General features: G+C 39.5%; 23 protein-coding genes. 21 read left to right on the top strand and 2 right to left on the bottom strand.

All coding sequences use genetic code 11. The features are described from left to right. From A2W93_00390 to A2W93_00325, 14 genes are all read left to right on the top strand, one after another. Positions 1-1,554, top strand: a complete 1,554-nt coding sequence (locus tag A2W93_00390) for a DNA methyltransferase (protein OFY53864.1) — start codon at positions 1-3, stop codon at positions 1,552-1,554. Beyond that, positions 1,538-2,386 (top strand): DNA-binding protein, encoded by an 849-nt coding sequence (locus tag A2W93_00385; protein ID OFY53863.1) that lies wholly within the window; start codon positions 1,538-1,540, stop codon positions 2,384-2,386. Before A2W93_00390 ends, A2W93_00385 begins: the two co-directional genes overlap by 17 nt. After that, positions 2,383-3,624: a hypothetical protein gene (locus A2W93_00380; GenBank protein OFY53862.1), complete on the top strand. Its 1,242-nt coding sequence runs from the start codon at positions 2,383-2,385 to the stop codon at positions 3,622-3,624. The genes A2W93_00385 and A2W93_00380 overlap by 4 nt, the downstream gene beginning before the upstream one ends. Beyond that, complete coding sequence (locus tag A2W93_00375) at positions 3,624-4,850, top strand: hypothetical protein (protein ID OFY53861.1); 1,227 nt, start codon at positions 3,624-3,626, stop codon at positions 4,848-4,850. Before A2W93_00380 ends, A2W93_00375 begins: the two co-directional genes overlap by 1 nt. Beyond that, complete coding sequence (locus A2W93_00370) at positions 4,837-6,540, top strand: hypothetical protein (GenBank protein ID OFY53860.1); 1,704 nt, start codon at positions 4,837-4,839, stop codon at positions 6,538-6,540. Before A2W93_00375 ends, A2W93_00370 begins: the two co-directional genes overlap by 14 nt. A gap of 40 nt (positions 6,541-6,580) precedes the next feature. Next, positions 6,581-7,048 carry a hypothetical protein gene (locus A2W93_00365; GenBank protein OFY53859.1) on the top strand — a complete coding sequence of 156 codons (468 nt, stop codon included), beginning with the start codon at positions 6,581-6,583 and terminating at the stop codon, positions 7,046-7,048. 8 nt (positions 7,049-7,056) lie between these two features. Next, entirely contained in the window at positions 7,057-8,169 is a 1,113-nt protein-coding gene (locus A2W93_00360) for a hypothetical protein (protein OFY53858.1), read from the top strand. Between the two features lie 300 nt (positions 8,170-8,469). Beyond that, positions 8,470-9,195, top strand: a complete 726-nt coding sequence (locus tag A2W93_00355; GenBank protein OFY53857.1) for a hypothetical protein — start codon at positions 8,470-8,472, stop codon at positions 9,193-9,195. A gap of 279 nt (positions 9,196-9,474) precedes the next feature. Further along, on the top strand, positions 9,475-10,830 hold the full coding sequence (locus A2W93_00350) for a transcriptional regulator (protein ID OFY53856.1): 1,356 nt from the start codon (positions 9,475-9,477) through the stop codon (positions 10,828-10,830). Continuing rightward, positions 10,831-14,043 carry a type I restriction endonuclease gene (locus tag A2W93_00345; GenBank protein ID OFY53855.1) on the top strand — a complete coding sequence of 1,071 codons (3,213 nt, stop codon included), beginning with the start codon at positions 10,831-10,833 and terminating at the stop codon, positions 14,041-14,043. A gap of 590 nt (positions 14,044-14,633) precedes the next feature. Next, a complete protein-coding gene (locus A2W93_00340) occupies positions 14,634-15,077 on the top strand; it encodes a hypothetical protein (protein ID OFY53854.1) in 444 nt (147 codons plus the stop codon). Beyond that, positions 15,074-15,319 carry a hypothetical protein gene (locus tag A2W93_00335; protein OFY53853.1) on the top strand — a complete coding sequence of 82 codons (246 nt, stop codon included), beginning with the start codon at positions 15,074-15,076 and terminating at the stop codon, positions 15,317-15,319. Before A2W93_00340 ends, A2W93_00335 begins: the two co-directional genes overlap by 4 nt. A 73-nt stretch (positions 15,320-15,392) precedes the next feature. Beyond that, positions 15,393-15,818, top strand: coding sequence for a hypothetical protein (locus tag A2W93_00330; GenBank protein OFY53852.1), 426 nt, complete (start codon positions 15,393-15,395; stop codon positions 15,816-15,818). A gap of 152 nt (positions 15,819-15,970) precedes the next feature. Continuing rightward, a complete protein-coding gene (locus A2W93_00325) occupies positions 15,971-16,591 on the top strand; it encodes a hypothetical protein (GenBank protein OFY53851.1) in 621 nt (206 codons plus the stop codon). 98 nt (positions 16,592-16,689) lie between these two features. Here the strand turns inward: A2W93_00325 and A2W93_00320 are convergent, their stop codons facing one another. Both A2W93_00320 and A2W93_00315 read right to left on the bottom strand, forming a co-directional pair. Continuing rightward, the gene (locus tag A2W93_00320) at positions 16,690-17,034 is read right to left on the bottom strand and encodes a hypothetical protein (protein ID OFY53850.1); all 345 of its coding nucleotides are present in this window, start codon (positions 17,032-17,034) and stop codon (positions 16,690-16,692) included. A 375-nt stretch (positions 17,035-17,409) separates the two neighbouring features. After that, entirely contained in the window at positions 17,410-17,643 is a 234-nt protein-coding gene (locus tag A2W93_00315) for a hypothetical protein (protein OFY53849.1), read from the bottom strand. A 290-nt stretch (positions 17,644-17,933) separates the two neighbouring features. On the opposite strand from A2W93_00315, the gene A2W93_00310 reads away from it, so the two are divergent. The 7 genes from A2W93_00310 to A2W93_00280 all read left to right on the top strand — a co-directional run bounded on the left by A2W93_00310 (position 17,934) and on the right by A2W93_00280 (position 26,598). Further along, a complete protein-coding gene (locus A2W93_00310; GenBank protein OFY53848.1) occupies positions 17,934-18,626 on the top strand; it encodes an HAD family hydrolase in 693 nt (230 codons plus the stop codon). A 593-nt stretch (positions 18,627-19,219) separates the two neighbouring features. Continuing rightward, the gene (locus tag A2W93_00305) at positions 19,220-20,656 is read left to right on the top strand and encodes a hypothetical protein (protein OFY53847.1); all 1,437 of its coding nucleotides are present in this window, start codon (positions 19,220-19,222) and stop codon (positions 20,654-20,656) included. Between the two features lie 13 nt (positions 20,657-20,669). Next, the gene (locus tag A2W93_00300; protein OFY53846.1) at positions 20,670-21,302 is read left to right on the top strand and encodes a hypothetical protein; all 633 of its coding nucleotides are present in this window, start codon (positions 20,670-20,672) and stop codon (positions 21,300-21,302) included. 257 nt (positions 21,303-21,559) lie between these two features. Then, the gene (locus A2W93_00295) at positions 21,560-22,288 is read left to right on the top strand and encodes a hypothetical protein (GenBank protein ID OFY53845.1); all 729 of its coding nucleotides are present in this window, start codon (positions 21,560-21,562) and stop codon (positions 22,286-22,288) included. Further along, entirely contained in the window at positions 22,285-22,875 is a 591-nt protein-coding gene (locus tag A2W93_00290) for a hypothetical protein (GenBank protein ID OFY53844.1), read from the top strand. The genes A2W93_00295 and A2W93_00290 overlap by 4 nt, the downstream gene beginning before the upstream one ends. A gap of 109 nt (positions 22,876-22,984) precedes the next feature. Next, the gene (locus A2W93_00285; GenBank protein OFY53843.1) at positions 22,985-24,118 is read left to right on the top strand and encodes a hypothetical protein; all 1,134 of its coding nucleotides are present in this window, start codon (positions 22,985-22,987) and stop codon (positions 24,116-24,118) included. Positions 24,119-24,129: 11 nt separating this feature from the next. After that, positions 24,130-26,598, top strand: coding sequence for a ferrous iron transport protein B (locus A2W93_00280; protein ID OFY53906.1), 2,469 nt, complete (start codon positions 24,130-24,132; stop codon positions 26,596-26,598). Positions 26,599-26,720 lie beyond the last annotated feature (122 nt).

Raw genomic sequence — 26,720 nt, 5'->3', positions numbered from 1 at the left:
ATGACAAAACAAATCAAAGACAAAGCAATTGAAGTTACACTGTGGGACGCGGCCAATAAGTTGCGCGGTAGTGTGGAGCCGGCCGAATACAAGCATGTGGTGTTGGGATTGATCTTTCTGAAGTTCGCCAGCGACAAATTCGAAGAACACCGCGCCAGGCTGATTGCCGAAGGCAAAGAAAAATATATTGAGATTGCCGATTTCTACAATATGAGCAATGTCTTTTTTCTCGAAGAAACCAGCCGATGGAGTTATCTGATCAAAAAATCGAAACAAAACGACATTGCTTTGCTCATTGATACTGCGCTGCATACCATTGAAAAAAACAACAAGGCGCTGAAAGGTGCCTTGCCCGACAATTATTTTTCGCGTCTGGGACTCGATGTAACCAAACTGGCTTCGTTGCTCGATACAATAAACGACATTGATACTACCAAAGATCCAAAGCAGGATGTCGTGGGAAAAGTGTATGAATATTTCCTTTCGAAATTTGCACTGGCCGAGGGTAAGGGCAAAGGCGAATTTTACACACCCAAAAGCATTGTAAACCTGATTGCCGAAATGATTGAGCCCTACAAGGGCATTATCTATGACCCGGCCTGCGGTTCGGGCGGCATGTTTGTTCAATCAATAAAGTTTATTGAAGCGCACCACGGCAACAAAAAAGAAATTTCCATTTACGGACAGGAATACACCAACACCACCTACAAACTGGCAAAGATGAACCTGGCCATACGCGGCATCAGTGGCAACCTGGGCGAAAAAGCAGCCGACACTTTTGGCGACGACCAGCACAAAGATCTGAAAGCCGATTACATTATGGCCAACCCACCTTTTAACCAGAAAGACTGGCGGGCCGAAAACGAGTTGATTGACGATCCCCGCTGGCGTGGCTACGATGTGCCGCCAAAAAGCAATGCCAACTATGCCTGGATTCTGAATATGGTGAGCAAACTCAGCGAAGACGGCGTTGCGGGCTTTATTCTGGCAAACGGCGCTCTGAGCGGCGGCGGCGAGGAATACAAAATACGCCGCAAGCTGATTGAAAACAATCTGGTGGAAGCCATTCTGGTGTTGCCTCAGGACATGTTTTATACCACCAATATCAGCGTTACACTGTGGATAATCAACAAAAACAAAAAAGCACATACCAAACAAATTGGTGATGAAATCCGCAGCTACCGCGACCGTTCAACAGAAATTCTGTTTATGGATCTCCGGCAGATGGGTATCCCGTTTGAGAAAAAATACACTCAGTTTTCCGAAGACGATATTTTGAAAATCACAGGGACTTATCACCTATGGCAATCCGGGGAAATTGAAAACATTCCGGAGTTCTGCTATTCCGCTTCGTTTGACGAAGTGGTGAAAAAAGATTTCTCGCTGGTTCCGAGCAAATACATTGAATTTGTAAACCGCGACGAGACTATAGATTTTGACGAAAAGATGAGAGCACTGCAAAGCGAATTGGCTGTATTGCTGAAAGCTGAGCAACAATCGAAGTTAGATTTATTAAAGGTTTTTAAAGAGCTGGGTTATGAACTCGAAAAATGAAATTGTCATTTATCAGGTAAATGATTCTTTGATAAAAATCGAGGTGAATATCGCCGACGAAACAATCTGGCTTTCGCAGCAGCAAATTGTAAAGTTGTTTGACAGCAGCAAAGCCAATATAAGCGAACACATCAAAAACATATTTTTATCGGGCGAACTGGACGAAATGTCAGTTGTTCGGAATTTCCGAACAACTGCCACTGATGGGAAAAGTTACAACATTAAGCACTATAATTTAGATGTCATCATCTCTGTTGGATATAGGGTAAATTCAATCAGAGGTACACAATTCCGCATTTGGGCAAACAGCATTCTGAAAGACTATTTGCTGAAAGGTTATTCCATAAATAACCGCATGAACAGAATAGAGGATCACGTATTTGCACTCACTGAAAGAATCGACAGAATAGATTTACAGGTAAATACCGGCGCTATTCCCCCGCAAGGTGTTTTCTTCAACGGGCAGATCTTTGATGCCTACACATTTGTTGCCGACATCATCCGCTCTGCAAAAAAATCGATTACTTTAATTGATAATTACGTCGATGATTCCGTTTTGGTTTTGCTGGAAAAAAGAAACAAGGGAGTATCGGTCTGTATTTACACAAAAAACATCAGCAAACAACTCAGGCTGGACCTTGAAAAACACAACGCCCAATATCCGGCCATAGAAATATCGCTCTTTCATGATGCCCACGATCGCTTCCTGCTTATCGATGATTCGGAGTTGTTTCACATTGGAGCTTCGCTCAAGGATTTGGGAAAGAAATGGTTTGCTTTTTCCAAAATAGTGGATAAAGAAATGATCGATAATTTGAGGATGCGCTTATGAAATCGAATTATAAACGTATCGGTGATTTTATTCAGCTTGTTGATGAGCGCAACAAAGGTTTGCACATAAACCAACTTCTCGGATTAAGTATTTCAAAACAATTCATTCCATCTGTTGCAAACATTATTGGAACAGACATGGAGAACTACAAAATCATTCGAAAAAACCAATTTGCCTGCAGCACCATGCAGGTTAGGCGCGATAAAAAGATGCCCGTAGCCCTGCTGAAAGAACTTGATGAAGCCATTATTTCACAGGCATATCCGGTATTTGAGGTAAAAGACAAAAATGTGCTTTTACCCGAATATTTAATGATGTGGTTTGAACGTTCAGAGTTTGACCGCGAGGCATGTTTTAACGCCATTGGCGGTGTCAGAGGCAGCCTGGAATGGGAGGATTTTGAAAACATGCAGCTTCCCGTTCCCCCAATTGACCAGCAGCGCGAAACAGTAGCCGAATACAACACCATTCAAAACCGCATAAACCTTAACAAACAGCTGATACAAAAACTGGAGGAAACTGCGCAGACGATTTATAAACAATGGTTTGTGGATTATGAATTTCCTGATGAAAACGGAAAACCTTATAAAAGTAGTGGTGGGGAAATGGTTGAATCGGAACTTGGGAATATTCCGAGGGGGTGGGAAGTTGATTGCTTTGGAAATGTGGTAAAAGATTTTATTTCTAAGAGAGGAAAAAGCAAATCAACAATGAATTTGCAACCATTTAGTTGTGAATTTATGTATCCTGTTATTTCTGCAATGAATATTAGTAATGGTAAAATTGTGAAATACGATACAATACCCTATGTTAATTCTAAGGAATTCAATAAATGGATGAACCCTAAACTTGAAGCCGATGATGTGTTATTAACATCTGAAGCACCGCTAGGTGAAACATTTTATATAGCAGTGAATCCAGACTATGCATTGAGTCAAAGGCTTTTTGCTTTAAGAACGAAGAAAGAAAAAATATCTGGGTGGTTTTTGTATATGTGGCTTAATTCGCGACATGCTAAACAAGATTTAGAAGGACGTTCCTCTGGAACTACTGTTTTTGGAATTAAGCTGTCTGAATTAAAAAAAATCAGTATTCTAATTCCTAATAGACTAATTGAATATCAGTTTCATCAAGGAACAATTGAATTGTCGAAACTCATTGAATTAAAAAACCAAGAAAACCAGAAGCTAACGGAGCTGAAAGAATTATTACTCTCTAAACTTGCAACAATAGTATAATGAAAAAAGAAACAGATGAACCCGAAGTGGATGAAGAAACCCCGAAATATATTTTGCTTCAAAGCGAATTTTCTTTGTCCTATACAACAGCAGATTGTTTTGTGAATGACAAAGCAGTTGAGAATAAAACAGAACCTAAACTATCAGCCAAAGAATTTTGCATTGAGAAACAAAAATCATTTTATGACTCCTTTCTGAAAAGACATATCAAGAATGTGGTTGTATTAACAGCCGCAGGTACCTCAATGGACAATGGGGCACAAGATACAAGTGGCAAAACAAGAGAAGGGCTTTGGGATTATTGCAATACTGAAATTGATGCTTTTGCAGATTCAATTATGGACTTTAAAACAAAACCTTTTTATATAAAAAAAGACATTGAAGGATTGTTATCTCATTTAATTTTATTTGAAAAGTTAACTGGTGTAATAAAAAAAGATGAAGTTGTTTTACGAGAAAAACTTGAATCAAAAATTGCAGAAGCATGTAAATTGAAATTGCAACCACAGGCACCACATAAAGATTTTCTAAACAAAATAATTGCAAGAAAGCCAAGCGACCCAAGAGTTCAACTATTTACAACCAATTATGATTTGCTTTTCGAAACTGCTGCTAATGAAAGTGGCTTTGTCGTTATTGACGGATTTTCATTTACACAACCGAGAAAATTTTCAGGAAGATACTTTGACCTTGATATTGTAAATCGAGAAAAAACAAGAATTAAACAAGAAGAAAGTTTTGTGTCTAAAGTGTTTCATTTATACAAATTACATGGCTCATTAAATTGGTTTAAAGACGAAAATGAAAATATTGTTCAGAAAGACAATCCTACAAAACCATTAATCATTTACCCTGCAAGCGAAAAGTATGAGAGTTCTTACGAACAACCGTATTTTGAAATGATGTCAAGGTTTCAACAAGCATTACGAAAAGAAAACACGTTGTTGATTGTAATTGGTTTTGGTTTTCAAGATAAACACATTCAAAATGTAATTATTGAGGCAGTTGAACAAAATCCAAGTTTTCAATTACTGATTGTAAACTACAATGGCTCAGGAGGAATTGAAACTGCTTGTATGAAATCATTTTTCGTTGATGAAAGCAAGAAGCAAGTAAAACGAAATGTAAATATTGTTTTTGACACATTCCGTGACTTCACAAAAAAACACCCATCAAATAACACATACATAGAACCAAATAAAGAAACAGGAAATGAATCCCTTTAATCATAATTATTTTTTGGGTTACATCAATGAGGTTTCGCCCCAATATGTAAAGGTGCATTTTCCTTCTTCTAACCTGTTGGAAAAATTCAGTCATAAAGGTGTTTTTTTTGCCGGGGGTAATGTTGGAAATTTTATTGTTATAGAAGGTGCTGAATTTGGGTTCCTTGCACGAATAATTGAAATTGAATTGCCGGATGGTGAAAGAAAAACAATAAGTGAAAAAGCAATTCAACATGATGAAACTGCATTCCATCCGTCTGGCAAAGCAGAACTGCTTTTAAGTTTTAGTGTATTTGAACCCGAAAAAACTGAAAAGACTGTTTCCAAGTACCCAACAATTGGTGCTAAAGTGTATTCATGTTCTGATGAGCAAATTGAAATCTATGTAAGGGAATTTGGCAAAAAGAATGGCGACTTAGAAAATGTTTATGCTGATTTAGGTAACCTGACTTCAAATTATGCTAAATGTAAAGTTTCAATTAATTCTATTTTCGGGCGGCACTGTGCTATTGTTGGAACAACTGGCGGAGGAAAAAGCTGGACAGTTGCAAAATTAGTGGAGGAGGTTATTTCAAAAACAAATAATAAATTAATTCTAATTGATGCCACAGGCGAGTATTCTAAACTTACTTCAAACTCCTTAACATTAGGAACTGATGCATATTTCCCGTATCAGAATTTATCAATACCTGATTTGTTTTTTCTGCTAAGACCAACTGGACAATCACAAAGGCCTGTTTTGCTTGAAGCAATACGTTCTTTGAAAATGGTTAGAATTGCTAAATCAGAAAATGCAAGTTATACTTCTAACACAAAGCAAAAAGCAGAAAAAGAGAAGGGTAAATATTACACATTCTATCAATCGAACACAAAGGAAATAGAAGACAATACTTGCAATTTTGATATATTACATTTGATTGAGCAAATTAAAGAGGAATGTGTTTATCCATCAGGTTATACAGACAAACTGCAAGACCCTAAAAAGTGGGGTGGCTATGATGCTAAAACTTATGATTACCAAACCTCACTCATTGGAAGAATTGCTGATTTGATTAATACGGAAATATTTAATAAACTATTAGGCTTTCAAGGTGCACCTACTGGATGCTCTTCAATAGTTGAAAAAATAGAAAAATTCATTGAACAGAACGATGAACAAATTTTAAGAATCAGTTTTGAAAATATTCCATCTTCATTTTCTGTAAAAGAAATCACAGCCAATGCACTTGCATCATTTTTATTAAACCTTGCAAGACACAATAAATTTAGGACCGACCCTCTGATTCTTGTTGTAGATGAAGCACACCAGTTTTTGAATAAAAACATCAAAGACGAATTTTTTGAAAGTCAAACATTAGATGCTTTTGATTTGATTGCAAAAGAGTGTAGGAAATATGGAATGTTTCTTTGCCTTGCTACGCAAATGCCAAGAGATATTCCTACTGGAACATTAAGCCAAATGGGAACTTTCATTGTTCACCGTTTAATAAATGAGCTTGATAGAAAATCAATTGAAAGTGCTGCATCTTCTGCAAACAGAAGTGCATTGTCTTTCTTGCCTATACTGGGAGAAGGAGAGGCGTTATTAGTTGGAGTTGATTTTCCAATGCCCTTATTAGTTAAGATTTCAGAACCTGAAAAGAAGCCACAATCAACCACCCCAAAACTAAAAGTAAAACCAGAGAAATAATTTTAGAAAAAATTCCCCAAAGAAAAAATATAAACCACCCATGCACCAAATCAAACAACTCTACAAAATCACCCAACAACTCAGGGAAAAACACCGTAGATGGAACAAGCAATTCACCCTAGATGGTAAACTGGTGGGCGATATTGGGGAGGTGCTGGCTGCGGAAAAGTATGGATTGGAGCTGTATCCGGAGAATTCAGAAGTGTATGATGGTGTGGAAATAGCTAGCGGAAGAAAGGTGCAGATAAAGGCTTCTTTCAAAGGGTACTTTCAATTTCCGTATGGCGAAGAAAAAATCCCGGATTATTTTCTGGCTGTATTGATTGATGAGCACGGGGAATTGCATGAGGTTTATAATGGTCCGGGACGTGTAGCGTATGATAATTACATTGTAAAACACAAACTGAAGCCATACAATAACTCCTACTACTCCGTTTCGAAGGGAAAGCTGAAGGGATTAATGAATCAGGTTTCAAAGGAGGACATGATTAAAGAAAGAATTGATTGATAATAGACATGGACATACAACAATTAAATGACTTTTTTTCAGAACATAAGATTCCAGTTTCAAAAGAAACAGTTGGATTTCTCGAAATCATTGGCAAGCAGCACCACGAGAATATTAACAGCGCCATATATGCGCATTTTATAAATTCGGGCAATGATGAAGTAAGGAATTTGTTTCTAGATACTCTGCTTGAATTGGTTGATAAAAAAAGTGGCAAATCACTTAGTCTCAGACAAGCTTTTGCTCAAACAGAAGTAAATACTGGACAAGGGCGCATTGATATTGTAATAAGCGATCAAACAAGCGACAATTTTATTGTTGTAGAAAACAAAATATACCACTGTCTTTTCAACGATTTGATGGATTACTGGCGGTTTATTAAGCAGAGTGAATCGCAAAAGGTTGGAGTTTTACTCACATTGCACCCGCATTCGATTCCGGAACCAGTTAAAGGGAAATTCATTAATATTACACACTTAGAGTGGATAAAACTGATTGAGACACGCTTTAACCCAGAAGTTTTGTCCGAAAAATACCGCGTTTACATTACCGATTTCATTGCCACAATTGAGTTATTAACGAAAGAGTATAAAATGAATGAATCAGTGAAATTCTATTTTCAGAATGCAGAGAAGGTTTTGCAAGCGAATGCTACAATGGACCATGCACATAGGTTTATTGATAATCAATTGGAAATAATTGCGGGCAACATTGGTTGGCAAACATATGGCAATTCAATGGGATGGCGCAATCTTTGGGATGGAAAGAATAAGCTTGATACGTATTTAACCATTCTTACTAAAGATTTGCTTGAAGGGAAATTGGCATTTACGATAATCCTGGAGTTGAATGAGAAGGATGTAAAACATGCTTCTGAGCTACAAACAATGCTAATAAATCATCCACAGGTGAAAGATAAAAAATGGGGGCCGCAGATAGGAAAATACATGCATTTACTTTGCAAATGTTATGATATTTCAGAAGATGAACTTGAGAATCTTGCAGATTTTGTTGTTCGAAAAATACATGAAGATTTTGCTGAAATAACCCATGCTGCAATAAAATTTATTTATCCAAATACAGATATCAGCAGTTGGGAAAAACAGTTTTTAGGGAAATGATACATATAAGCATCCACCAAATGAAATTCACAGAAGAAAAGTTGGAAAAGGCGTTTGCCGGGTTAATATGTGAGAAGATATGTCAAGTTTTCTGCGCGAAAAACTTGACAAATAGATTGGGTATATATCAATGCAATGGCCTTTGTAATGGACGGTGATGTAATTGGAGATGATGATTTACTACCGGGTAACAGAAATAGTAATGATGAGATTGATGGTAATGAAAATAGCTGTATATTTGTCCAGTAAATTAACGAATAAACTGGACATGTCCCAGATGATAATCACAATGACAATGCTATGAATGTTACTGATTATATTAGTGGTAAGATAGAACGACTGCCTAAAGGCTATGTTTTCACCTATGCTGATTTTGATACTGAGGTTAATCAAAAGGAAGCGGTTATAAAAGCATTGAACCGGATGGCGCAATCGGGCAAAATTGTCAAGCTGTCGAAAGGGCGCTATTATAAACCGGAGACCACGCCATTCGGCAATCTGCTGCCCGATCAGAAACAAGTGGTGAAAGACCTGCTGGAGGAAAACGGCAAGCCGACGGGCTATCTGACCGGTTACAGCATATACAACCAATTGGGATTAACCACTCAGGTGAGCAACACCATTCAGATTGGGAAAAATCAGGTTCGTCCCGGTTTTAAAAGAGAACGCTACACGATTGCATTTGTAAAGCAAAAAAACACCATTACCAAAGAGAATATCCCCTTACTGCAATTACTGGATGCCATCCGCTATATCAAAAAAATACCCGATGCCAGTACAGAAGCATCCTGCAAGCGGTTTTTAGCCATCATAAGGAAATTTTCTGACAAAGAAATCAGCACACTGGTTCGTCTGGCATTAAAGTATCCACCTGCAACGCGGGCTTTATTAGGAGCTTTGCTGGAGCAATTGAAAAAAGGTGCAGCAACGGATCAGCTTTTCAAGTCTTTGAATCCGATAACAAAATACAAACTGGCCGGCGCTTCCAAAGCATTGACCACTGCTGAAAAATGGAATATTGTATGAGATTGCACGAAGACAAAACATTATTCAGACAGGCAGGATTCACCCTGCAATTCTGCAGTATCATTACCTAAAAACCCGTCATATAACTATTGGGATATTTTAATTAATTTTGAGAAATGAATATTGCAAGGACAAATCGATTTTTATTTAACTGGAATTCGGAAATGAATAATAATACACTAAAATACAATGAGTTAGTTTTATTCGAATCTGGAAAACGTCTATTGCTATAATAACAAGGGTTAAAAATAAAATTCTCCGACGAAAAATAATTAAGCAATGACATCCGAATCAAACAGAATAGAATTTAAAAGAGAGCTTACTGATGGCCTGGAAAAAGAGGTGATTGCTTTCCTGAATTGTCGTGGGGGTGGCTTTGTTTACATAGGCATTGATAAGCAAGGCAAGGCTGTTGGAGTTAAAGATGCCGATGGAGACCAACTGAAGATAAAAGACAGGTTGAAACATAATATTTCGCCCTCTTGCATGGGCTTGTTTGATGTGGTGTGTGAACAAAAAGAGGGTGTTGATATAATAAAAATCATTGTACTCAGTGGAAGTGAAAAGCCCTATTTTTTGAAAAAATTCGGCATGACCGAAAAAGGTTGCTTTATCCGCATCGGTAGCGCTTCGGAACCAATGCCTCAAAGAATAATTGATGAGTTGTTTGCTAAACGTACACGCAATTCCATCAGCAAAATCAAATCGAACAGACAGGACCTGCATTTTGAGCAGCTAAAAATTTATTACGAAGAAAGAGGGTTAAAGCTAAACGCCAGATTTACTACCAATCTGGAGTTGCTCAATGCCGATGGCGATCTTAATTATGTCGCCTACCTTTTATCAGACACCAATGGTTTATCCATTAAAGTCGCCAAATACAAGGGGCTGAACAGGGTTGAATTGATCGAAAACAATGAGTATGGCTATTGCTCGTTGATTAAAGCCACCAAGCAGGTGCTTGATAAAATCGAACTGGAAAACAAAACCCGGGCAAAGATTACATCCAAAGAGAGAGAAGACTCCCGTTTGTGGAATCCGGTTGCCATGCGTGAAGCGATTATTAACGCTATTGTGCATAACGATTATACCAATGAAGTACCTCCAAAATTCGAGATTTTTGCGGATAGGATAGAAATTACATCTGCAGGCAGTCTGCCGGATAGTATTAGCTTGGAAGAGTTTTTTGAGGGTATCTCCGTTCCACGCAATAAGGAATTGATGCGGGTATTCAAAGATCTTGAGTTGGTTGAACAGCTGGGTTCAGGCATTCCCAGAATCCTGGAAAGCTACGGACGTGAATGTTTCAAGTTTACTGCTAATTTTCTACGCATGACTTTTCCAGCGACCGGTAATGTTCATGGTGCTACTGTTGAAGGTGGTCCAATAGGTGGTCCAATAGGTGGTCCAATAGGTGGTCCAATAGGTGGTCCAATAGGAAGCTTAACAGACAGGCAAAGAGAGATTTTAAAGCTGATTACGGAAGATAATAAACTGACTAAAAGAAAACTTGCCGAAAAGCTTGACATTAATGTTTCTGCCGCCCAGGGTCATTTGGATATACTTAAAGAGAAAGGGATAATAGAAAGAATTGGTGGAACCAGAGGATACTGGAGAATAATAATTGAACTTTAAATGAAATTCACCGAAGCCAGTTTGGAACAATCATTTGTCGAGCTCTTGCACGAAGAGGGCTACGAGCATTTGCACGGCGATAAAATATCGAAAGCACCCGGCGAAGTGCTGATAGAAGAAGACTTGATGCGCTTTTTGCTTTCGGAGTACGCGAAAGAAGAACTTACAGAGACCGAAGCCAGAACGATCGTACTGCAGCTGAAGCGGCTTCCGGCCAGCGATCTGTACGACAGCAACCGTGCTTTTATGCGGATGCTTTCGGATGGATTTATTCTGAAAAGAGAAGACCGCAATCAGAAAGACATTTATATTCAGCTCATCAATTACGCAGGACTGAACAAGCACCGGCAACCCGAAGCCGAAGCTCTTATCACCATTGCAGCCGAGCCCGAAACGCCGTATCCACCCGATACAAACATTTACAAATTCGTCAATCAGCTGGAAATACACGGCAATGAAAAACGCATACCAGACGGTATTGTTTATGTGAATGGATTGCCGCTCGTGGTGTTTGAATTCAAAAGCGCCATACGCGAGGAGTCAACCATACATGATGCATACAAGCAATTGACGATTCGGTATCGCAGAGATATTCCCGAACTTTTTAAATACAATGCATTTTGTGTTATCAGCGATGGTGTGAATAATAAGGCGGGATCTTTCTTTGCGCCGTATGAGTTTTATTATGCGTGGCGCAGGGTTGCCGGATTAGCAAAAGATGTGGACGGTATAAACAGCATGTACACATTGATTCAGGGGATGTTTCACAAAGACCGTTTGCGCGATATTATCCGCAACTTTATTTACATACCTGACAGTTCCAGGAAAAGCGAGAAAATAGTTTGTCGCTATCCGCAATACTATGCTGCAAGAGCTTTATACGACAACATTAAGAATGCCCAAAAGCCAGAAGGGAATGGAAAAGGAGGAACTTATTTTGGTGCCACCGGTTGCGGTAAGAGTTTCACTATGCTTTATCTTGCCCGTCTGTTGATGAAAAGCGAATATTTCGAAAGTCCGACCATTGTGATGATAACTGATCGTACCGATTTGGATGATCAACTTTCGGGACAATTTACCAATGCTAAAAACTTTGTTGGAGACAATGCCATTGTAAGCGTGGAAAGCAGAGCAAATCTGAGAGAATTATTACAAGGCAGACAAAGCGGTGGTGTGTTTTTAACCACGATTCACAAGTTTACCGAGGATACGGAATTGCTTACCGACCGAACAAACATAATTTGCATTTCGGACGAAGCACACCGCAGTCAGGTAAATCTTGATCAGAAAGTTAAGGTGACTGACAAAGGAGTAACGAAGACTTTCGGCTTCGCAAAATACTTACACGATTCTTTGCCAAACGCCACTTTTGTAGGTTTTACGGGCACTCCAATTGATGCAACGCTTGACGTTTTTGGAAAAGTAGTCGATGCATACACGATGACTGAATCGGTGAAAGATGAAATCACCGTAAGAATTGTGTATGAAGGCCGCGCCGCCAAAGTAGCATTGAAAAACGGAGAATTGGAAAAGATTGAACAGTACTACGAAGAAGCCGCTGCAGCAGGAGCAAATGAATACCAAATAGAGCAAAGCAAAGAAGAATCGGCAAACATGTACGCTATCCTTGGCGATCCGAAACGATTGAAAGCTGTTGCAGAAGATTTCGTAAACCACTACTGCAACAGGGTTGCCGAAGGTTCAACCGTCAGGGGCAAAGCCATGTTTGTTTGCAGCAATCGTGAAATAGCATATGAATTGTATAAAAATATCATTGCCATAAAACCTGAATGGAATGAGATTCGTGCAGCTGAAGAAGGGGTGGAACTCACCGACAAAGATCGCAGAGAGTTGAAGCCGATTGAACGCATAAAAATGATTATGACCCGGGGACAGGATGATCCGAAAGAACTCTACGATTTGTTGGGCACTAAAGAAAATCGTAAAGAACTGGACCGGCAGTTTAAAAACGAAAAATCGAATTTCAAAATTGCGATTGTTGTCGATATGTGGCTCACAGGCTTTGATGTGCCGTTTCTGGATAGCATCTACATTGACAAACCCATTCAGCAACACAATCTGATTCAGACCATTTCGCGTGTAAACCGCAGGTATGAAGGAAAAAACAAAGGGCTGGTGGTGGATTACATCGGAATCAAAAAACAAATGAATCTCGCTTTGGCTAAGTACAACAAAGGCGACGAGGAAAATTTTGAAGATATTGCAGAATCATTAATCATTGTGAGAAATCATTTAGATCTTTTGGCTAAGATTTTTCACACATTTGACAGCTCGAAATACTTCAAAGGCACAACGATTCAACAGCTAAACACGTTGAATCTGGCTGCTGAGTTTGTTCAGCAGACGAAAGACTTTGAAAACCGCTTTATGGGATTTGTAAAGCGGCTAAAAGCTGCCTATGATATTTGTGCCGGGAGTGAGCATCTGACGCAACCGGAAAGAGATTACACGCATTTTTATCTGGCTGTCCGGTCGATTGTTTTCAAACTCACCAAGGGCAATGCGCCAGACACAGCGCAAATGAATGCAAGAGTGAGGGAAATGATAAAAGAGGCTTTGCAGAGTGACGGAGTTGAAGAAATATTCAAACTCGGTGACGAAAATGAATCTGAGCAAGACATTTTTGATGAAGATTATCTGGCTAAAATTGATAAAATCAAACTGCCGAATACCAAGATAAAACTGCTGCAACAGCTGCTTGCAAAAGTGATTGGTGAAATAAGAAAAGTGAACCGGGTAAAGGGAATTGATTTTACAAAGAAGATGCAAGCCCTTGTTGATCGCTATAACAACCGCGAAGCAAATGACATTCTGCGAAGCGAAGTGTATGAGGAAATGGCAAATGCATTGACTGATTTAATTTGGGAAGTTCACAAGGAATTTTCAGCAGGCGACGCACTTGGAATTGACTTTGAAGAAAAAGCATTTTACGATATTCTGAAAGAACTCTGCCTAAAGTATGACTTCAAATATCCTGATGATAAAATGATTGAATTGGCCAAAGCCGTCAAAGAATTAGTGGATGGACAAGCAAAATTTCCTGATTGGAATAAGCGCGATGATATAAAATCGGCTTTGAAAGTCGGCCTGATTCTTTTACTTGACGAATTTGGATATCCGCCGGTAGAGCGAGACGAAGTATATGTTGAGATTTTTGAGCAGGCCGAGAATTTTAAGAAAAACAGAAGCTAGCGTTTACATTCAAAAAAACCGATAGGTGCTTTGTGACTTCAATTCTATAGAACATTTATGCTTGCCTTTGCAGCCGTTTCGCTGTGCAGTACTGCCTAAAGCATGGATAAGCCCTGCTCTTTATAAAACATAGGGCAAATATTTGCGATGTTTTCCACGGCCATCATCGTCTAAGGTCGCAATTTGCGATCTTAAAATTCCCCATCCTTCCTTTGTGAGCTGAAAGCGAAAAGCTTCCGAAAAGCGCTCATTGAAATTGAAATCGTCTTCATCGTCGGGCAGGTTCACAGGAAAAAACGCTAAATAAAACAGCTCGCGCCGATGCAAATTGACCACCCGCCGCCGTTTTAAATTGACCACCCCTTTATAGATCTATTTCTTGAGTGGCACTGTTTGTCCGAAAAAATCACTCCACGTCAAATTCATCTGTTTTTTTTGACTTCCATTAAAAATTCGTTAATTTGCACCAGCGTAAAGTTGAGGTTATTCATTTTTTAAAGTTTGCACTTGAAAGATAAGAAAGACGGGCTTTACAGGCTTTTTGAGACAGCATAAAATCGTTCAATACTTCCCATTACAAAAAAACGCTTATGAAAGAATACAGGTTCACTGAAAAGAATGCAAAAAGAACGGCGAAGTCAATGGCGCTGTCGCTAATTCCTATGATGATAGTTGCTGTCGGCGTTGGAGTTTATTTATCAGACATGCAATCCAAGGAAAGTATTTTCGACAATACAACATTGGTAATTATAATAATTGTGGTTTTAGCACTTACTACTGCCGGAGGGCTATATCTCGGCTTTCGAATGCTGGTTCGCCGGTTAATGGGAGAGTCGTATCGCCTGACTGAAAGCGGTATTGAGAAGATTGCTCAAACAGGTGTAGTGATTCGTATAAATTACGATGAGGTCGAGAAGCATAAGCTGCAGAAGAACGGATACTACTTTAAAGCCAAGGGAAAACAGATTTTTATTCCGTCGGGGCTTGATCTTTTTGACGAACTGAAAAAAGAGATAGTGGAGAAATTGAAATGAACAGATCTTTACTAAACAATCTTGCCGGCATTGGTGCATCATTGTTGATGGTGGCTGTTATTGCCGTTGAAAATTTGTGGGTAAAATTCATTGCCGGCGGTATTTTGATCACTGTTTTAATCGTTTCATTCATAATGCTTCAAAAAAACAAAGAGCTTTCGCCTGGAGTGAAAAGATTGAATTGGTTCATATTAATACCATTGTTTTCATTGATCGGATATTTGTACCAATTTATCAAATAACATGATCCCTGTTGGGTTCAACATGGCTGTGAGTATCCGAATTAGAATGCAACACGAAAATAAATAATCCAAAATGCTTTCAGAAGTAAAAGACACCTGGAGAATGCGATGGCTGGCTAGCATCAATGAGTTAACATCGATTGAACTTCAGCGGAGAAGTTGGCTTGACAGAGCAAATACAAATCCGCATTGGTCGTTTGTTGAGTTTTTTTGTTGCTATTTTGATGATCTGACTCTTAACTACAATTATGATGAGCAGTTGAAATCGGGCTTGGTTTCGGAGCAGGAATTTGAAATAATTAAAGAATGGCACGAAGCATTGGATAAATATGAAGCGCCGGATAAGAATGACACCGATCATGTTGCTGTACTTAATGATGCAAAATGGCTTGAAATTGTGCAGGTAGGGGTTATTGCAAGAACTGCATTAAGCCTGGTTTTAAATGAAAAGGAACGGCTCATTTTAAACAAAGAAACAGAAGGTCAAACGGATGATTAAAAACATCTCGCCAAACCTGAAAACCAGCATGCATACATCTCAATCAAAGAAAATATTTTACTTTAGCATTATCAAAAAAAAGAGGATAGAAGCAACCTGAAAATTCATGAACGACAGACACAATGAATAAGACCATAATTTTCAAAAGATATATGGATGCCGGACAGGCAGAGAATGACGTTGAGGTTTTGAAAAATCATGATATTCAGTTTGAAATTGAAGATAATTCAAGACCAGTTCAGGAAATTTTTCTGGGAATGGATACTGCTCCCACGGTTTTGCTTAAATTATTCCAGGAAGACTTTCTGAAGGCAAATGAATTGCTGTTGTCAAAAGCAAATGATGATATTGCCAGCGCTGAAAGCGATTATTATTTATATTCCTTTGAAGATGATGAACTGCTGGAAATAGTCGCAGAGCAAGACTCCTGGAGTGCATTCGATGTCCAGCTGTCGAAAAAAATTCTCAGTGGAAGAGGAATTCCCATCTCAACATCATTAGAGAAGGCAATGAAAGAAAAAAGAATTAAAGATCTTTCAAAAAAAGAAAACAACAGCAGCATCTGGACCACATTCGGGTACATATCAGCTTTTCTCGGTGGAATTCTTGGAATTGCAATTGGTCTTTCGTTATGGAAAGGGAAACGAATTCTGCCAAATGGCAGCAAAGTGTTCATTTATCATGACGATGACAGGCTGCATGGAATGTACATAACTTTTATCGGAATCATCATGTTTCTGTCATTAGTTATTATGCAGATTTTCCTTTATTAGAGACTGCCCGGAAAACACAAAAAATGGCAGACTAATCCCCCTCCCCTATTATTTTTTTTACTTATTGGGGTTAAATCAGAATTTTTATAATCGGATTCTCACCCAAAAAAACAAGAATGCTTATCCTTCTTTATCAGCATCAAGGCAGCTTTCAAAGATCCGGTTGCGGGTGTTTCATATGCATACCACTGCAGATTACCGCGCATCCAGTATAACTTCCACATACTTGTGTTACGCACAAAAGATATTTTTGCAAAATCATGATGTCGAATTATCTGTGGCTCGTTCCATTGCGGACGGATTTCGAAAATGAAAATATTCTGATCTTCGATTCTATATCCAAAATCGAGTTTCGGCCTGATATGTTCCGGTGGTCGCAGATCTTCAATGAACGTGTGCATGAGATTCCGGATGTCGTTTTCTTCTGTTTGTGTAAATGCCATACTTCAAAAATACATTATTTCCGGAATTTCATTTCGGGGATAACAATTTGCTCAAAATCTTTTTGCAATCAACTGGATTCCTAAAAAAATATGACCGATTTGTTTGCAAACACGTCATTAGTACAAAAAATCGCAGCATTTTTCAACTTGCAAATGACACACTTTTTCGAACAGCCTCTAGTGTTTACCAAAAATCACCTGAGATTTACCTGAATATTACCAGGGTTTTCCAAAAATCTCCCGAGAAGTACCCGAAATTACCCGGAATCGCCTGAAAAACGCCCGAATTTACCCAAAATCGTCCGAAATTGCCCGGTTTTCGTCCATTTTCGTCCAAAATTGCCTGAAAAACGTCCAAACCAGCCCATTTTGAACTCATTTTCGACTCATTTTGGCAAAAATAGTCGCAAAATAACCGCGAAGTGATCTGATTTTGACCACTTTTCGACCATTCTTAGACAGATAAACAAGAAATGGATAGTGTTTTATTATAAAAAAGGTTGATAATCTGGGGGAAAAGACACAATAAACAATTCGCGTCGCTGCAAATTGACCACCCTGCGACGGAGCAAACTGACCACCCTGCGTCGCTGCAAATTGACCACCCATAAATTGAGCGAAACATTTTGAAAACCAGTGGAGAATCTTCCCGATAATATAAAAAATCGATCAGATCTTTTTGATGGTTTAGACTGGCTTACAAATCTCAACTGAATCTGCCGCACTCTCTTCAATCCTTATTGTTAATTCTTAAAAAAGCTACTCTTTCCTTATTAACTTTGCATTCCATTTCAAAAATCAGAAACCGCTGAAAAAACCACAAAATAGCATCCTCAACCTTATCTCAAGGCTGCAAAGCAGCGAAAACAAAATCAAATAAAAAGTCATATTCAATAATTATGAGCCGGATTAAAGTAATAGCCTTTGATGGAGATGATACATTGTGGGTGAATGAGCCCTATTATCAGGAAACAGAGCGACAATTTTGCGAATTGATGAATGAGTATGCCACTCCGGAGCAGGTTTCATCAGCACTGCTGAAAACTGAAATCCAGAATATGAGCCTGTATGGATACGGTGCCAAAGGCTTCACATTGTCAATGGTTGAGACTGCCATAAAAGTCAGTAAGGACAAGGTTTCTGCTAAGACAATCAATGTTATTCTGGAATTGGGCAAAGAACTCATTGATAAGCCTGTGGAGCTTTTAGGCGATGTTAAAAATATCCTGACTGAATTGAAAACACGCTACACTGTTGTGATAGCAACAAAAGGCGATTTACTCGATCAGCAACGAAAGCTTAAAAAGTCTGGACTTGAGACTCATTTTCATCATATTGAAATCATGAGCGACAAGACAGAAGCTGATTACCAGCTCCTATTTAAAAAACTTGATATTAGCCCGGCCGACTTTATGATGGTTGGGAACTCTCTCAAATCCGACATTCTTCCAGTCATTGGCCTGGGCGGCACAGCTATTTACATCCCCTACCATGTTACCTGGCAGCACGAGACCGAGACAGTACCAGCCGGACATCCAAATCTAATTCAAGTAAAAAAAATTTCAGATATCTGGGGTGTTTTGGGGAATTGATTAGCAGGGCTAACGCATTTAAATGCCTGTATATACTTCTGATTAATGCATCCGACGCCGACTTCAAGCGTACAATGTCATGCCTCTATAACCTTTGTTACACAGAGTTTGAAGGAGTACACACGGAGTCACACAGAGTAGATTTTACGAGACAAAAGCCGGTATCAATTACAGCAAAGTGAATCTGAAAGCGCGCTTTCAGATTCACTTTGCTGTAATTGATTTACACAACTCGTTGTGTACACTGTTAACCGGCTTTTGCTATTTTTTCACTCTGTGAATACTCTGTGATACCTCTGTGAACCGAGCACCAGCGGTGCGAGCTCATGAGTACTTTTTAAAATAATATAATACACGAATAAACTCTGTGTACCTACGATTCCTGCAGATTTTTGTGGAGTTTAATGCGTCGACCCTGAATTGATTAGGAATAGCCGCATTCCAATTGAGAATATTCACTTTATGCCGAGACTTCCATCAAAGGCACTGTAAACACCATTTCGTGCAACAATATTTATAATTACTATCAAGTCCAGCCACATGCTGTTCAATCAGCCGGCAATGCAAATTTCAAGTGGGATGCCAACGGAAATATGACCGAAAGACATGACAAAATAGATGAAATAACCGAAGGAGATGAAAACCTAAACACCAACTATACCCATCTCAAATATTATTACGGCATTGATAACCAGCGCCGCAAAATGACCGAAGAAACCTACGAAGATGCAGCACTGGTGCTGACCCGCACGAAATATTACTCCGGTGTGTTTGATCGCGAGATTACCGAAGCTAATGGCGTGACCACCGAAAAAGAAATAAATTTTATCTTTGCTCCTGACGGGCTGGCCGCCATTTACGAAAAAAAGAACGGAACCGGAAACATGTATTACGTTTCGACCGACAATCTGGGCAGCATAAACATTGTTGCCGATGCACAGGGCAACATTGTGAACGACCTGAGCTACGATGCATGGGGCCGCCGCCGTAACCCATACACCTGGGAACAGCTCACCGTTGCACAAACAAAGGCGTTGCAGCCAACCCTCACCACCGACCGCGGCTACACCCTGCACGAGCACATGGATGCCTTTGGTCTGATAAACATGAACGGCCGCGCCTACGACCCGCTTGTGGGCCAGTTCCTCTCTCCCGACCCATTCATTCAATCACCCACCAGCCCCCAGAGCTACAACCGCTACAGCTATTGCTGGAACAATCCTTTGAAGTTTGTGGATCCGAGTGGATATTACACGATTGATATTGACGGGCTGCAATTTCAGTCGCACAGCCTCAGCTATCTGGCTGGTGTTTTTGGAAATGACAATGTCGAATCAATCTATTCGCGCGGATATGACAATAAACCTATACAATTCAGAGAAGTGGTAAATTCATACACCTATTATGACCCGATTCCAAAATATCTTGGTTCAGGCGAAAGCATCAATGATTACCGGCATACGGTTACAAACAGGTATTATTATGCTATAATGGGGTTGGAAGGAGATCCTCCAACAGGACGAAAAGGATTTTCCAACACCCAAATAATTCCACCTAAACTTAATGTTAACAACTTGTATGTCTCACAGAGGGGAATTGATTTTATAATTTCATTTGAGGGTGCTTTTCACTCTCAATCATATGATGCAACAGGAAAAGGCGATTGGACAATAGGCTGGGGGCATAAAATCAAACAAGGTGAACACTTTTCTAATATTACAGTAGACGATGGGAGAAAATTGTTTGAAAAGGATTTAAAAGAAACTATTGATCAAATTAACTACTATGTTGAAGTACCCTTGTCTCAAAATCAATATGATGCATTAGTAAGTTATGTTTTTAATGCCGGTAGTGGAAATGTGTTTGTTAGTAGTAAAGGTGTTACAAGGAATTTTCTCAATGCGTTGAATAATGGAAATTATTCAGAGGCTTGCAGTCAAATGGATATTGTTACTCAACCAGGACATGTAGTTAGAAGACAAAAAGAACGTGTTTTGTGGACATTTGGGACTTATAATTATGGTTATTAAAATTTAAATAAAGATGTGTCGCATATCTGCAAAAATATTTCTGGTGTTTTTATCTGTTTTCATTTTTCTCACCTCATGTAGTGAAAATATTGAAAATCGAAATGCTATTGCAAAGAGTGCAGTGAAAACAGAAAAACAATCCTATGTTCAGCCAAAAATATTATACAAGGGATTGGAAAAAATCTGGAATACGGATATTCTGTTGATAAAATTACTTCGGGATAGAAAGGTTAGAAACACCATTGTTGGACAATGGAAGTGCATTGATATGGATGAAAGAGGAGGTGTTCATGAATTGAGCATTGTTTTAGCCGAACAAATTAAGAACTCAATTCTGCATATAAACTATCATGAATATTATTTTGAAAATGATTGTGTATTTGAGAATCCTATAATCTATAAACACTTCACATCGTATTTTATCGATACGTCTGATTACTATTCCTTTTTTCTTAGGTCGGCGATGTTTTACCAACCAACAGATAATATTAAAAAAATGGAAAACTTGTTTTTTCAAACAGATGATAAACGATTTACAAATTGTTACAAATGCTGTATCAGTTGCGGAGGTTTTTTTAAAGTGGCTGATACTTTATTATATGAAAATGGAGGTTATGTGTTTTCATTTGTAAAAAATAATGATTGAGTAAATGGTCATCTGGAGCTACAACCGCTACAGCTATTGCTGGAATAACCCGCTGAAGTATGTGGATCCGAGCGCTGCACCATCCAAGACAAATCTTTGATACCCATCCCAATATTGGTAAAGCATTGAATTTCAACGGATCACATTAAAGTCGGCCACAGCGCCGGCTTTTGTATATATTGGGTTATCAAATAAACAGAATTTTGTTCATTTCTGAATAAGATCAAAATTTGTATCTTTATCAACAAATCTGTAGCATGTATTCGTCACAGCAATTATTTATAAATTCTGAAACTGAGCTTGCACAGCTGGTTTTGAGTCATCCTGCAGCCTTGTTGTATCTTGAACATTTCGGAATTTTTGTTCCATTTCAGCATAAAACCATCGGGATTATTTGCAGGGAATATCGGATCGGAATACCACTGTTTACAGCACTGTCACAACTATATACTGGGCAGAAGGATATTCAGACCAACCAGTTGTCGTTTTCCGATATTCCGGTGATCACCGATTATCTGAAAAACAGTCACAGGTACTATCTCGATGAAATTTATCCAAACATTCAGTCTTCGGTTAAATCATTGTACGAAGCGGATCAGTCCGGAACTTACCAGATAATTGACTCCTTTTATCAGCAGTATTTCAACGAGGTTCGCGAACATCTGAATTATGAAAACGAAGTGGCTTTTCCATATATTATGTCACTGACGGACTGTTATAATACAGGCAAACCATTTCAAAATGCTGATGACTACAGTGTTTCAAACTATAAAGATCATCACGATGACATTGAGGAAAAAATTGATGATCTGATGAATCTGATTATTCGTCATTTACCAGAAAACAATGATCAGCTGGCGCGTCGCAGATTATTTCTCTCGCTTTCACAACTAGATTTTGACCTTAAAATACACACCCTCATTGAAGATCTGATACTGACACCACTTGTTGAACAGCTCGAAAATGCTTTGAATCAACAAAAATGAGAACCATCCGAACCATCCTCATTGCTGAACCGTCAATTATTATTTTTGAAGGACTGGCGCAGATTCTTTTGCGAACCGAGACGGCTGTTCACATAAAGCACATTCAGCAATTCAACGATTTGGATCTCTTTCTTGGCGCTGATCCCGAAGCTGTTGTCATAATCAATCCAGCTATGGTGCAGTTTAATCAGAAAGACTTTCAGGCACTGAAAATTCAACGCTACAATGTTCGCTGGATGGCACTGGCAACTGCGTTCTACGATCAGCAACTGATGACTTTGTTCGATGGCATCATTGGTATCAATGATTCTCCCGGTGCTATTTTACAGTCTGTACGAAAATTATTTTCAGCTGATATTCAGTTAAAACAAACAGCTGAAACCGCACTCAGCGAACGCGAAACCGATGTGCTGAAACTCCTTGCCGTGGGAATGTCAAACAAAGAAATAGCCGATAAACTAAATATCAGCATTAATACCGTCATTTCGCACCGAAAAAACCTGACGCAGAAAACCGGCATCAAAACCGTATCGGGTCTGACCATTTACGCCGTTGTCAATAAACTTATCTCCATCGACAGTTTGTAATATCATCATTTCTGATGAGCTGGAAGCCTAAAATTCATCAGTTTTAGGGATTACACAAATAATAGAGTGAATTTACTTTTGCTGTGCGAAAATCAAAAATCACAGCAATATGAAAAGACTGATATTATGGATAGCCCTGTTTTCACCGGTTCTGAACCAAGCACAGGACATAACAAAAGACACCCTAACACCTTTCTCGACCGGAGCATCGTACATCACCGACCAGGTTTGCAATTTCCGGGGCGGTATTAATCCCGGATATGCATTTCTTGGCATGGTAAGCCTTGAAGCAACTTATGATACAAGAAAAATCTGGTCCGGCGGAACAATTTATGTACATGCAGCCAATACCCATGGTTCCATGCCTTCGGCAGAACTGACCGGCGACCTGCAGGTGGTGTCGAATATCGAAGCAGGAAACCACACCTATTTTCAGGAACTTTGGTACAAACACGACTTTAGCAAAATGTCTGTCACAGCTGGATTACAGGACCTCAATGCCTGTTTTGCCAATTCTGAATACGGCAGCTTGTTCATCAACAGCTCTTTCGGCATTCACCCCACCATCAGTGGAAATCTGTCTGCGCCCATCTTTCCATTAACTACCCCCGGTATTTCTGCCGAATGGAAAACCGGCAACAACTCGAAATTTCTGGCAGCCATTCACGACGGCTCGCCAACCGATTTCGACCGCAATCCTTACAATATCCGATGGGAGCATAATGCAGGCGATGGATTACTTGAAATTGCAGAATTTCAACAGACCCTCAATATCCGGCAAAAGCACGGCTTATATAAAATTGGTGCTTTCACACACAATCACCTGCTCGAAAACATCATTCACAAACAATTTCCCGATTCACTCAAGCATTTTATAGGAGGATTGTATTTCGTTGCGGATCAGCTTCTGATTGAAAAAAATAATACCGCAACCGGTGTTTTTGTACAGGCTTCGGTTTGCCCCACCCGGTCCTGCGCCGTACAATCTTATATTGGCGCTGGTTTTCATTTAACCGGATTCCTGAGTAAGGCTCATAACGATGTTCTCGGATTTGCTGTAGCTCATGTTAATCTTGCTGAAACTGCCGGTTCCGAAACCAGTCTTGAACTAAGCTGGCAAAAAGAAATTCGCCGGCATGTTTTTATTCAACCCGATCTTCAATACATCATTCAGCCTTCGGGAAAAGACAGTGGTTTAAAAAACTGCCTGACTGGTCTGTTGCGTATTGGATTCACTTTTTAATGTCTGCTCATATGAAACTATCTGAACTGAACATACATCAAAGCGCCGTAATAGTAAAAGTCACCGGACACGGTGCTTTCCGCAAGCGCATTACCGAAATGGGTTTTGTAAAAGGTAAAACTGTACGTGTCGTAAAAAAAGCACCATTGAAGGATCCGGTGGAATATGAAATAATGGGATACCATGTCTCGTTGCGACTGAGCGAGGCAGGCCTGATAGAAGTTGTTGGCACACCCGATGCTGACGCAAACGAGACAGGAAACTACCTGGGTACTATTACCGATGAATCTTTGCGTGAAGTAATACATGAAAAAAGTAATACGATCCGGATTGCACTGGTAGGTAATCCCAACTGTGGAAAAACAACATTGTTCAATTTTGCATCAGGCTCGCACGAACACGTTGGCAACTATGGCGGTGTTACGGTCGATTCGAAAGAAGCAACCATTCGCAGCGGCGATTACAGGCTAAAAGTGACCGATTTGCCCGGTACCTATTCCATCACCGAATATACACCCGAAGAATTGTTTGTCCGCAATCATATCCTGGAAAACATGCCCGATGTGGTTGTAAATGTAATCGATGCATCGAATCTGGAGCGAAATTTATTCCTGACAACCCAGCTTATCGATATGAACATCAAAGTGGTAATAGCTTTGAATATGTACGATGAACTTGAACAAAAAGGCGTACAATTGAATCATGATGAACTTGGCAAACTGATCGGAATTCCTGTCGTTCCAACAGTTGCAGTAAAGGGTCATGGTGTGGAGAATCTGATTTCAACCATCATTCAGGTGTTCGAAGACCAGAATTCTGTATTAAGACATATTCATATCAACTATGGTCCTTCCGTAGAAGAAGCAATAATGCAAATTCAGCGCGAGCTTAAGAAAAACAGGGATCTGGTTATTCGCTATTCAACACGATATCTGTCGGTGAAGCTTATCGAAAACGATCAGGCCACTTTAAATTCACTTAAAAGTTGCGACAACTTCGACGACATTGAAATGCAGGCACAGCGCTGCATTCAAAAAATTGAAACCGAATTCCGCGAAAAATCTGAAACCATTCTCACCGATGCAAAATATGGTTTTATTGCAGGCGCTTTGGCTGAAACCTGCATTGGATGCAGCGAAAAAAAGACGTCAAAAAAATGGGACCCCGATAATCTGCTCACACATAAAATCTGGGGGTTCCCTGTTTTTATGATTTTTATGTGGCTGATGTTTCAGGCTACCTTTACCATCGGTAGTTATCCAATGGACTGGATAGATGCAGGTGTAGCCATGCTAAGTGACACACTAAGCAGTCTGATTCCGTCGGGAGCGTTTCACGATCTGCTCATTGATGGCATCATCGGAGGAGTGGGCGGCGTGATTATATTTCTTCCCAATATTCTAATTTTGTTTTTCTTCATTTCAATGATGGAAGATACCGGTTACATGGCGCGCGTATCCTTTATTATGGATAAACTGATGCATAAAATCGGTCTGCACGGAAAATCATTTATTCCGCTGCTGATGGGCTTTGGCTGCAACGTTCCGGCCATTATGGCTACCCGCACACTGGGAAACCGCAAAGACCGTATAATGACCATGCTCATAACACCATTTATGTCGTGTAGTGCGCGATTACCCGTATATGTGCTCATTATTTCAGCGTTTTTTACCCAATATCAGGGACTTGTACTGTTTTCGGTGTATGCAGCCGGTGTAATTTTGGCCATTGTGGTAGCATTGATTCTGAAAAACACGATTTTTTCAAAACAAGACATTCCATTTGTGATGGAATTACCGCCATACCGCATTCCAACGTTGAAAAACACTACCCGTCACATGTGGTTCAAAGGCGCTCAATATCTCAAAAAAATGGGAACTGTTATTCTTATTGCTTCAATTCTGATTTGGGCATTGGGATATTATCCACGTCATGTTGAATCCAGTGTAGATTATGACGGACAAATTGCAGCTATCGAAGTATCAACCTCTGTGCCCAACGACGTGAAAGCCGATTCTATTGCAACCATCAATCTAATGAAAGCATCTGAACATCAGGAAAAATCATACATCGGACAGCTCGGTCATTTTATTGAACCTGTCATTCGGCCCCTGGGTTTCGATTGGAAAATAGGTGTCAGTCTTATCACCGGCCTGGCGGCCAAAGAAATAGTTGTCGGTTCGATGGGTGTTTTATATCAGATAGGGCCCGATGAAGACGCAAGTTCGCAGGGCTTGATAGAAAAACTGCAAAACCAGGTTCACAGCAGCGGTGAATTACAAGGACAAAAAGTGTTTACACCAATTGTAGCCTTTGGTTTTATGCTGTTTATTCTGATCTATTTTCCATGTATCGCCGTTATTGCGGCAATACGGAAAGAATCAAACTGGGGCTGGGCAGTATTCACCATGGTGTACACCACCGCTCTTGCATGGCTGGTAGCCTTTGCCGTTTATCAGGTCGGAAATATATTAATTTAAAACCAAAATCATGTTACAGGAAATATTGGTCATGGTCATCATCGTTGTATCACTGCTGTATCTGGGATTAAAAACAGTTCGTAGTCTTCGTTCACCAAAAAACAATTCATGCAGCAATTGCA

The organism is Bacteroidetes bacterium GWF2_43_63 (genome assembly GCA_001769275.1).
In the GTDB taxonomy this organism is placed as follows: Bacteria; Bacteroidota; Bacteroidia; order Bacteroidales; family DTU049; genus GWF2-43-63.
Note: the sequence above shows the minus strand (reverse complement) of the source record. Positions and strands in the feature narration are given on the sequence as shown.

What these genes read in the sequence shown, in the direction of transcription:
- A2W93_00350 (OFY53856.1), top strand. Translation starts at nt 9,475, where the DNA reads ATGACATCCGAATCAAACAGAATAGAATTTAAAAGAGAGCTTACTGAT.
- A2W93_00370 (OFY53860.1), top strand. Translation starts at nt 4,837, where the DNA reads ATGAATCCCTTTAATCATAATTATTTTTTGGGTTACATCAATGAGGTT.
- A2W93_00325 (OFY53851.1), top strand. Translation starts at nt 15,971, where the DNA reads ATGGATGCCGGACAGGCAGAGAATGACGTTGAGGTTTTGAAAAATCAT.
- A2W93_00315 (OFY53849.1), bottom strand. Translation starts at nt 17,643, where the DNA reads ATGGGTGGTCAATTTGCAGCGACGCAGGGTGGTCAGTTTGCTCCGTCG.
- A2W93_00280 (OFY53906.1), top strand. Translation starts at nt 24,130, where the DNA reads ATGAAACTATCTGAACTGAACATACATCAAAGCGCCGTAATAGTAAAA.
- A2W93_00345 (OFY53855.1), top strand. Translation starts at nt 10,831, where the DNA reads ATGAAATTCACCGAAGCCAGTTTGGAACAATCATTTGTCGAGCTCTTG.
- A2W93_00285 (OFY53843.1), top strand. Translation starts at nt 22,985, where the DNA reads ATGAAAAGACTGATATTATGGATAGCCCTGTTTTCACCGGTTCTGAAC.
- A2W93_00335 (OFY53853.1), top strand. Translation starts at nt 15,074, where the DNA reads ATGAACAGATCTTTACTAAACAATCTTGCCGGCATTGGTGCATCATTG.
- A2W93_00295 (OFY53845.1), top strand. Translation starts at nt 21,560, where the DNA reads ATGTATTCGTCACAGCAATTATTTATAAATTCTGAAACTGAGCTTGCA.
- A2W93_00320 (OFY53850.1), bottom strand. Translation starts at nt 17,034, where the DNA reads ATGGCATTTACACAAACAGAAGAAAACGACATCCGGAATCTCATGCAC.
- A2W93_00380 (OFY53862.1), top strand. Translation starts at nt 2,383, where the DNA reads ATGAAATCGAATTATAAACGTATCGGTGATTTTATTCAGCTTGTTGAT.
- A2W93_00330 (OFY53852.1), top strand. Translation starts at nt 15,393, where the DNA reads ATGCTTTCAGAAGTAAAAGACACCTGGAGAATGCGATGGCTGGCTAGC.
- A2W93_00305 (OFY53847.1), top strand. Translation starts at nt 19,220, where the DNA reads ATGACCGAAAGACATGACAAAATAGATGAAATAACCGAAGGAGATGAA.
- A2W93_00390 (OFY53864.1), top strand. Translation starts at nt 1, where the DNA reads ATGACAAAACAAATCAAAGACAAAGCAATTGAAGTTACACTGTGGGAC.
- A2W93_00290 (OFY53844.1), top strand. Translation starts at nt 22,285, where the DNA reads ATGAGAACCATCCGAACCATCCTCATTGCTGAACCGTCAATTATTATT.
- A2W93_00340 (OFY53854.1), top strand. Translation starts at nt 14,634, where the DNA reads ATGAAAGAATACAGGTTCACTGAAAAGAATGCAAAAAGAACGGCGAAG.
- A2W93_00365 (OFY53859.1), top strand. Translation starts at nt 6,581, where the DNA reads ATGCACCAAATCAAACAACTCTACAAAATCACCCAACAACTCAGGGAA.
- A2W93_00310 (OFY53848.1), top strand. Translation starts at nt 17,934, where the DNA reads ATGAGCCGGATTAAAGTAATAGCCTTTGATGGAGATGATACATTGTGG.
- A2W93_00375 (OFY53861.1), top strand. Translation starts at nt 3,624, where the DNA reads ATGAAAAAAGAAACAGATGAACCCGAAGTGGATGAAGAAACCCCGAAA.
- A2W93_00300 (OFY53846.1), top strand. Translation starts at nt 20,670, where the DNA reads ATGTGTCGCATATCTGCAAAAATATTTCTGGTGTTTTTATCTGTTTTC.
- A2W93_00385 (OFY53863.1), top strand. Translation starts at nt 1,538, where the DNA reads ATGAACTCGAAAAATGAAATTGTCATTTATCAGGTAAATGATTCTTTG.
- A2W93_00360 (OFY53858.1), top strand. Translation starts at nt 7,057, where the DNA reads ATGGACATACAACAATTAAATGACTTTTTTTCAGAACATAAGATTCCA.
- A2W93_00355 (OFY53857.1), top strand. Translation starts at nt 8,470, where the DNA reads ATGAATGTTACTGATTATATTAGTGGTAAGATAGAACGACTGCCTAAA.